Origin of the sequence: Arthrobacter sp. HMWF013 (assembly GCF_003061105.1) — a bacterium.
In the GTDB taxonomy this organism is placed as follows: domain Bacteria; phylum Actinomycetota; class Actinomycetes; order Actinomycetales; family Micrococcaceae; genus Arthrobacter.
Map to the genome: position 1 here is coordinate 1 of NZ_QAIQ01000281.1, position 6416 is coordinate 6416.

The window sequence follows — 6416 nt, forward strand, 5'->3', positions numbered from 1 at the left end:
GGTTGGCGCCGGCCAGCCGTAAAGCGCTCCGCCGTAAAGAACTCAGCCGTAAAGTCCGGCAATCTCGGCCTCAAATTCACGCACGACGACGGCCCTCTTGAGTTTGAGGGACGGGGTCAGGTGGCCGGATGCTTCAGTGAACTCGGTTGGCAGGATGGTGAAGTTCCGGATGGATTCGGCCTTGGAAACCATCGTGTTGGCGTGGTCCACGGCTGCCTGAACGGCAGCACGGACACGGGCATCCGTGACCGCTTCGCCGATGGAGAGTGCCGGTACCTTGTTTTCCGAGCACCAGTTTTCCAGCCCTGACGGATCGAGACTGACCAGGGCGGCAATAAAGGGCCTGCCATCGCCCACCACCACGGCGTGGCCCACGAGCTGGTGGGCGCGGATCTTTTCCTCCAGTGGCCCGGGCGCCACGTTCTTACCGCCCGCCGTCACCAGGATGTCCTTTTTCCGGCCGGTTATTTTCAGGAACCCATCAGCGTCCAGCTCGCCCACGTCTCCGGTGCGGAAGAAGCCATCCACGAACGCTTCCTCGTTGGCAGCCGGGTTGGCGTGGTAGCCCTTGAACACACCGATCCCCTTGACCAGCACTTCGCCGTCTTCGGCCACACGGATGGTGGTGCCCGGCAGCGGGACGCCCACGGTGCCCACCCTGGTCCGGTGGGGGGTATTGGCGGTGCAGGGCGCGGTGGTCTCGGTCAGGCCGTAGCCCTCGAGCACCGGGATCCCCATCCCGCGGAAGAAGTGTGCGTCTTCAGGTGCCAGCGGGCTGGCTCCGGACACCATATAGCTGAGCCGGCCGCCAAAGACCTGCCTGAGCTTCGGATACACCAACCTGTCGAACAGGGCGTGCTGCATCCTGAGGGCGAGCCCGGGGCCACTGCCTTGGCCGCGGGCTGCGTTGTCCTGCTCGATGGAGAAGCGGATGGCGGTGGCGGAGGCTGCCCCGAAAATCCTCGATTTCCCGCTCATTGTTGCCTTGTGGCTGGCGCTGGCCCGGACTTTTTCAAAAATCCGGGGTACGGCCAGCAGGAAGGTGGGCTTGAAGGTTGCCAGATCCTCGACCAGGGCCGCTGGACTGGCAACATGCCCCAGTGTGGCTCCGGCGTGGAGACACACCACCTGGACGGCGCGGGCCAGCACATGGGCCAGTGGCAGGAACATCAGGGTGCGGGCGTTTTCCTGCTTCAGGAGCTCGGGAAGGAAGGCCTCGACGTTGGCGGCCACGAGCGCAAAGTTGCCGTGGGTGATCTCGCAGCCTTTGGGGTGCCCCGTGGTGCCGGAGGTGTAGACCAGGGACGCGACGTCATCGAGTCCTGCGGCGGTGCGGTGCCGTTCCAGTTCGGCATCGGTGACTCCCATACCGGCCGCGGCGAGGCTGGCGAGGTCCGGGGCTTCGGCGTCGTAATCCATCCTGACCACGCTGACCAGCCGGTCCCGGAGGCGGTCGGAGGTCTCCAGTACCCGGGCGATCATCGCCACTTTGCCGCGGTCCTCGGCGAAAACCCGGCGGGCACCGGCATCGTGCAGGATCCACTCCACTTGGCTGGGGGAGGAGGTTTCATAGATGGGCACCGTCACCCCGCCCGCGAACCAGATCGCGAAATCCACCAGGGTCCACTCGTACCGCGTCGCGGACATCACTGCCACCGTGTCCCCGGGCTCAAGGCCGCCGGCGATCAGGCCTTTGGCCAGGGCGGAGACATCGTGCAGGAACTTCTGGGCCGGGATGTCTGTCCAGCCGTTGGGGGCTTTGCAGGAGTAGAGGGGGTGGGAGCCGTTCCTGGCCGCCTGATCCATCAGGAGATCGGTGACATTGCTGTCCGGTTCGAGCTCCACCATGAGCTTTGTGCTTGCTTCCCGCACGGGTGTCTCCGTTCCACTGCCTTACCGGAGCGCTCCTGCGGGGCGGCTCTATATCGTCAGGGTCTGATGCAATCCTGCCCTAGATCCAGGACGGCATCCACATTCTGAAGCGCCATTCCTGGTACGGGATGGTCTCTGCTGTCCACACCGGATAGAAGAAAGCGGACAGCAGGACTGCTCCGGCGACAAACAGCGCCACCAGGTAGAGTCCCGAGCGCCGCCGCCAGAGCGGGTCGGTGTCCCGGCCCATCACCAGTCCAAGGCAGTAGACCAGGGCGAGCACCAGGAACGGCTCAAAAGACACCGCGTAGAAGAAAAACATGGTGCGCTCCGGGTACAGGAACCAGGGCAGGTAGCCCGCAGCCACGCCTGCCAGGACTGCGCCTGCCCGCCAGTCCCGGCGTCCGGCCCACCAGAACAGGACCACCACCAGCGCAATGGCTGCACTCCACCAGACCATCGGATTCCCCACCGAAAGGATGGCGGAGGCGCAGTTGGGCACATCGCATCCCGGGGTGCCCTGTTCCGGTTTCTGGTAGAAGAACGACGTCGGCCTTCCCATGACCAGCCAGCTCCACGCACTTGCCTCGTAAGGATGTTCGGAACCCAGGCCCTGGTGGAACTTATAGGCCTCCAGGTGATAGTGCGCCAGGGAACGCAGCGAATCCGGCAGCCACCCCCACTCCGCTGACGGGTTGGCCTCAGCCCAGCGCCGGTAGTAAGCGTCATCAGACCGGAACCAGCCGGTCCATGTTGCGGCATAGACCATGGCAGCCACGGGAACCATTGCGGCGAAGGCAGGCAGCCCGTCCTTGATGACGCCGCCGCTTGCCCAGCCGCGGATACCGGCGACGCGCCGTGCATTGAGGTCCCACAGCACTGTCAGTACGCCGAAGGCTGCGAGGAAAAACAGGCCCGACCATTTGGTGCCGATGGCCAGGCCCAGGCACACGCCCGCGGCCAGCCGCCACCAGCGGATGCCAAGCCAGGGGCCTGAGAGCAGCTGCCCCGCAGAGGGCCGGCCGTTTTTCGAAGCCGCCGCCAGCCTGGCCAGCCGGTTTGCAAGGCGCCGCCGTCCGTCGTCCCGGTCAAGCAGCAAAGCACCGAAAGCCGCGAGGATCCAGAACATCAGGAACACGTCCAGGAGCGATGTCCGCGACATCACCAGGTGGTGGCCGTCGACGGCGAGGAGCAGGCCCGCGGCCGCGGCCAACGGCAGGGAACGGAAAAGTTTCAGGGCAGTCAGTGACAGCAGCAGGATGGACACGGTACCGGTCAGTGCCGCGGCGAACCGCCAGCCGTAGGGATTGTCCGGCCCGAAAAGCCACATGCCGCCGGCGATCATCCATTTACCCACTGGAGGATGGACCACATATTCTGGGGTGTTCAGAATGACCGTAGGGTTGCCGGCATTGAAGGAATCGTTGGCCTTGTCCGGCCAGCTGCGCTCATAGCCGCTGATGAGGTACGAATAGGCGTCCTTGACGTAGTACGTTTCATCGAAAACAAGGCTCGCGGGGGTGTCCAGCCGTACAAAGCGGAGGATGCCACCGACCACCGCGGTCAGGATCGGGACCAGCCAGAACCAGATCCGCAGCGACGGCGGGTATTCCTGCCAACTGCGGAAGTTTCCGATCAACCGCTCCCGGAGGACCTCGGCGGAATAGGCCTCGGCAGGCCGGCTGATCCAGGAGCGTCGCGGCTGGGAATTCGCGGCACCCGCGTTTCCGGAGGACCCGGCGGCTGGTGCCGGCGCGATGGCTTGCCCGGCCCCGGCAGGCCGCATGGAGGTCTGCGTCACCTGCCCCATGCTACCTTTTGCAGCCTGTGAAGCCGCCCAGCAGTAGGCTGGGGTAGTGGACCCTAACCCAAGCACCTTCGCCGATCCCAGCCCTGCAGACCGTTCCGGGACCGGTGAGGCGGAGCTTGCATCAGCGCCTGATGTGGCTGCGCCTGCTTCGGGAGAGCCTGATACTGCGGAGCCTGATGCTGCGGAGCGGGTCCCGGCAGAGCCTGTTGCGGGTGGACCAGGCCGGATCATCCTGGCGGCGACGCCCATCGGCAATACCGGCGACGCCTCGGTCCGCCTGATCGGACTGCTGGGCACGGCGGACATTGTGGCAGCCGAGGACACCAGGCGCCTGCACCGGCTGGTTCAGAATCTCGGGGTCACCGTCGGGGGCCGGGTGATCAGCTATCACGAACACAACGAGGCCACCAAGACCGCAGAACTCCTGGAGCAGGTACGGGCGGGCAAGACCCTGGTCATGGTCACCGACGCCGGAATGCCCTCCGTTTCCGATCCCGGCTTCCGCCTCGTGGAAGGTGCGGTGGCCGCGGGCCTCACCGTGACCGCAGTCCCTGGGCCGTCGGCTGTGCTGACTGCGTTGGCTTTGTCCGGCCTCCCCACTGACCGCTTCTGCTTCGAGGGTTTCCTTCCCCGGAAGGCCGGTGAACGCGCCTCGCGGCTGGCGGATCTTTCCACCGAGCGCCGGACCATGGTCTTCTTCGAAGCCCCGCACCGCCTGGAATCGATGCTGCGTGCGCTCCGGGAGCGTTTCGGCGCCGAACGGCGGATCGCTGTGTGCCGGGAACTGACCAAAACCTACGAGGAGGTCCTCCGCGGCACCGTGGGCGAGCTGCTGCTCTGGGCGGAAAACAACGAGGTCCGGGGCGAGATCGCCGTAGTGCTGGGCGGTGCCCCCGAACAGGCACCGGGAACCCCGGAAGACCATGTGGCGGCCGTCAACGAGTTGATATCCCAGGGAATCCGGCTCAAGGAAGCGGTGGCCGCCGTCGCAGAGGACGTCCGGGTCAGCAAGCGGGAGCTCTATTCAGCAGTCCTCGCGGCGCGCTGACCGGGCCAGCGGCGGGCTGTGCAGTCGCACAATGACAGCCCGATCCTGCAGTGCTTCCGGGCGGAGACCCTCCGGCCGCCGCAGCAGTAGTCTGACAATGAATCAGCCACACCGGCCGGTCGCCGGCCCGGGAGCGGGACAAGAAGCCTCCGGGCAGGCGGCGGCGGGCCGCAGGCTCTTCCGACAGCCGCAAACCTACTGACAAGGGAGTCACCCGTGACGCTCACCGCACAGCCAGCCGTAACCGCCAAGCGCGAGAGCGAGCTGCTCGCCTCTGTACCCACCGGACTGCTGATTAATGGCCAGTGGCGGCCCGCTGCGTCGGGGAAGACGTTCGACGTCGAGGACCCCGCCACGGGCAAGGTGCTGTTGAGTATCGCCGACGCCGGGGCCGCGGACGGTGTGGCCGCCCTTGACGCTGCCGCTGGGGCGCAGGAGTCCTGGGCGAAGGTCGCGCCGCGCGAACGGGGCGAGATCCTGCGCCGGGCTTTTGACCTGGTGACGGAACGCGCCGAGGATTTCGCGCTGCTGATGACCCTGGAAATGGGCAAACCGCTGGCCGAAGCCCGCGGCGAAGTCACCTACGGTGCCGAGTTCCTTCGCTGGTTCTCCGAGGAAGCGGTCCGCGCGTTCGGCCGCTACTCGGTTTCCCCGGACGGGAAATCCCGCCTGCTGGTCACGAAGAAGCCGGTGGGCCCGTGCCTGCTGATCACGCCCTGGAATTTCCCGTTGGCGATGGCCACCCGCAAGATTGCCCCGGCCGTTGCCGCCGGCTGCACCATGGTGCTGAAGTCCGCCAACCTGACCCCGCTGACGTCCCAGCTTTTCGCCGCCGTCATGATGGAAGCCGGTCTGCCCGCCGGTGTACTGAATGTGATCCCCACGTCCACGGCCGGTGCCACCACCGGTCCATTGATCAAGGACCAGCGCCTGCGGAAGCTGTCCTTCACCGGCTCCACCGAGGTGGGCCGCCGCCTGCTGGCCGACGCCTCCGAAACCGTGTTGCGGACGTCCATGGAGCTCGGCGGGAATGCCCCGTTCGTGGTCTTCGAGGACGCGGACCTGGATGCCGCCGTCGCCGGGGCGATGCTGGCGAAGCTGCGGAACATGGGTGAGGCCTGCACCGCGGCGAACCGCTTCATCGTCCACGAAGCGGTGGCGGAGGAGTTCGCGGAGAAGTTCGCCGCGAAGATGGGGGAGATGACCACCGCCCGGGGTACGGAGCCGGAGTCCAAGGTGGGTCCGCTGATTGATGCCAAGAGCCGGGACAAGGTCCACGAACTGGTCTCCGACGCCGTAGCCTCCGGCGCCAAGGCGGTCCTGGGCGGCGCTCCGGCGGAAGGCCCGGGCTACTTCTACCAGCCCACCATCCTCACCGGCGTTACCGAAGGGACCCGGATCCTGTCCGAGGAAATCTTCGGGCCCGTCGCGCCGATCATCACTTTCAACAGCGAGGACGAGGCCGTCCGGCTGGCCAACAATACCGAGTACGGGCTGGTGGCTTACGTCTTTACCCGGGACCTGAACCGCGGCCTCCGGATGGGTGAGCGGCTCGAAACGGGCATGCTGGGCCTGAACGCCGGTGTCATTTCCAACGCCGCCGCACCCTTCGGTGGCGTCAAGCAGTCCGGCCTGGGACGCGAAGGCGGCCTCGAGGGCATCGAGGAGTACCTGTACACCCAGTAC

The 6416-nt window shown here is 66.2% G+C and carries 4 protein-coding genes; 2 read left to right on the forward strand and 2 right to left on the reverse strand.

The window, feature by feature from the left end; all coding sequences use genetic code 11:
- Nucleotides 1-42: 42 nt before the first annotated feature.
- Together DBR22_RS11005 and DBR22_RS11010 are read right to left on the reverse strand one after the other, a co-directional pair.
- The gene (locus DBR22_RS11005; RefSeq protein WP_108599045.1) at nt 43-1872 is read right to left on the reverse strand and encodes an AMP-dependent synthetase/ligase; all 1830 of its coding nucleotides are present in this window, start codon (nt 1870-1872) and stop codon (nt 43-45) included.
- Nucleotides 1873-1951: 79 nt separating this feature from the next.
- The gene (locus DBR22_RS11010; protein ID WP_181365133.1) at nt 1952-3682 is read right to left on the reverse strand and encodes a dolichyl-phosphate-mannose--protein mannosyltransferase; all 1731 of its coding nucleotides are present in this window, start codon (nt 3680-3682) and stop codon (nt 1952-1954) included.
- A 226-nt stretch (nt 3683-3908) separates the two neighbouring features.
- Here DBR22_RS11010 and rsmI point away from each other — a divergent pair, with 226 nt between their 5' ends.
- Nucleotides 3909-4730, forward strand: a complete 822-nt coding sequence (gene rsmI, locus DBR22_RS11015; RefSeq protein ID WP_258229148.1) for a 16S rRNA (cytidine(1402)-2'-O)-methyltransferase — start codon at nt 3909-3911, stop codon at nt 4728-4730.
- Nucleotides 4731-4946: 216 nt separating this feature from the next.
- On the forward strand, nt 4947-6416 hold a 1470-nt coding region (locus DBR22_RS11020; protein ID WP_108599047.1), incomplete at its 3' end, for an NAD-dependent succinate-semialdehyde dehydrogenase.